Raw genomic sequence first — 2,278 nt, forward strand, 5'->3', positions numbered from 1 at the left:
TGATGGAAGTTTTAGTGAGATTGATACAAATAAACCTTTTGTGTTTGATACGGGTCAGTGTCTTATAGGATTTAATTATTTGTATGAATATACAAAAAATGAGAGATATTTAAACGCATTAAAAAAAGCGGCAAATTGGTTAAAAGAAGTTCAAGAAGATGATGGGAGTTGGGAGAGATTTGCTTATAATCAAGAGAAACATACTTATTATTCAAGAGTAGCCGCTGCTATGTTAAAAAGTGCTAAAATTTTAAACGATAAAGAATTAGAAAGTGCGGCTCAAAAAAATATTAAGTGGGTGTTGGATAATCAATTAGAAAATGGATTTTTTAAATATAGTTCGTTTTTGAAAAGTATTCCTGCTTTTTTACATACTCTTATGTATGTACTTGAAGGGCTTTTAGATGTATATGAGATTACAAAAGATGAGGAAGTTCTAAAAGCAATTTTAAAAAACAGTGAAAAATTTAGAAAAATTAATTTAAATAGAGATTTAATCTTATGTTCTCAATATAATGAAAAGTTTGAGTGTGTAAATAGTGGCAGATGCATAACAGGGCTTGCTCAGTGGGCTGGGGTTGCTCTTAGAATTTATGATATTACAAAAGATGAAGATTATAAAAAGTGTGCTGTTAATACCCTTTTTTATTTAAAAGCTAAACAATTAAAAAATTCTATTATGAGAGGCGGATTTAGTGCGAGTATTCCTTTTTGGGGAAAATATGGAAGTTTTGATTTTGTAAATTGGAATAATAAGTTTTTTATTGACAGTATGCTTTTGTATGAAAAATTAAAATTATCAAAGGTAAAAGAACAGGAAAGTTTTGTAGGGAGTGCTTTTAATATTTCAAGCAATGTGGTAACGGATGAATTAAGTTTTATGGACAAAAAATATATAGGAAAACTAAAAAAAATTCTTTCAAAAGATAAAAAACTGAAAATTTTGGATGTAGGCTGTGGAAAAGGTGTAATTATAAATGAACTAAAAAAAGAGTATCCTTTGATAGAATTTGTAGGGGTTGATCCTGTTTTTAGTAATGAAATAATTAAAAAAGGAAGTATTTATAATTTGCCTTTTGGAGATAAAGAGTTTGATATTGTTATGGTTTTTGAAGTGTTACAGCATACTTATTTGGATGTTGCTTTAAAAGAGATTTATAGAGTTTTAAAAAAAGATGGAAAAGTTATAATAGGTGAGAGAAATCTGATTTCTTTGCTTGGGGTGTTTAAGCCTATTTTGGAATTAAAAGGAAAGTGGATGTATCCTTTTGATTCTTCTTTTAGAGAAAAGTGGTATTTTAAAAATGAGTGGATTGATAATTTAAAAAGAGCGGGATTTGAAGTGAATAGCATAGATGTGATTGAAGGAAGTGGTAAAAAGTTTGTAAATAGATATTTTTTTATTGAAGGGGTGAAGTGAGTATTTTTAAAAGAAAAATTTTTGCTTTTTTTAAAAATCCTTTAAATTTACCTTTAATTTTGCTTTCTAAAGATGTAAGAGTTGGAGGATTAGGATTTGTATTTATTTTGGAAAATAAAATTATAAAAATAAGAGATAAAAAAAGAGTAAAAAAAGTAGAAAATGAATTTAACGATTTTGAATTATGGAATTTAGAAAATATTGAATATGAAAAAGAAAAGTTTCAAAAGCTAAATAATAAAAAAGCAGTAATTATAGATGATAAATTATTTTTAGAAAAGATTGATGGAGATTCATTAGTAAATTATCTTGAAAAAGAAGAATTTTTGGTTTTTTTAGAAAAAGCTATAATAAAACTAAAAAAAATTGATTATCATGGTGATTTTCATTTAGATAATATTTTAGTAGGACAAAATGGTGAAATATATTTCATAGATTTTGAATATAGCTATCATTCAAGACTTAAAGGTTATGAAAAAGAGATTGATATTTTATTACTTTTATATGAATTAAAAAAGCAATTTCCTAAATTTTTTAAAGTCAGTGTTATTGAATTAAAAGGACTTATATTTAGGCATTTTGAAAAAAATAATTTATTAAAAGCAAAAGAATTGATAAAAAATTATTTAAAAGATGAAATTGATGAAATATTTGAATGATTTAGAAAAATTTGGATGCAAGTTAGTTAGAAGTGGAAGTGATTTTGATTTTTTATTATTAAAAAAAGAAAATTTAGAAAAAATAAAAAAATATCTTTTAAAGAATGAATTTATCCTTTTCAAGGAAAAAGAAAAACAATTAAATTTTAAAAAGTTTGAAAATGGTATTCTTTTAGATATAGATATAGATATAGATATA

Annotated in this window: 3 protein-coding genes; all 3 read left to right on the forward strand. The window is 24.5% G+C overall.

The window, feature by feature from the left end; genetic code table 11:
- A partial coding sequence (locus tag ACXJH6_RS09170; RefSeq protein WP_456471459.1) for a class I SAM-dependent methyltransferase occupies window positions 1-1,420 on the forward strand: 1,420 nt, incomplete at its 5' end.
- On the forward strand, window positions 1,417-2,079 hold the full coding sequence (locus tag ACXJH6_RS09175; protein WP_456471460.1) for a BUD32 family EKC/KEOPS complex subunit: 663 nt from the start codon (window positions 1,417-1,419) through the stop codon (window positions 2,077-2,079). The genes ACXJH6_RS09170 and ACXJH6_RS09175, both read left to right, overlap by 4 nt.
- Window positions 2,072-2,278, forward strand: a 207-nt coding sequence (locus ACXJH6_RS09180; protein WP_456471461.1) for a hypothetical protein, incomplete at its 3' end; no start/stop codon positions are given. The genes ACXJH6_RS09175 and ACXJH6_RS09180, both read left to right, overlap by 8 nt.

The organism is Caminibacter sp., assembly GCF_053999135.1.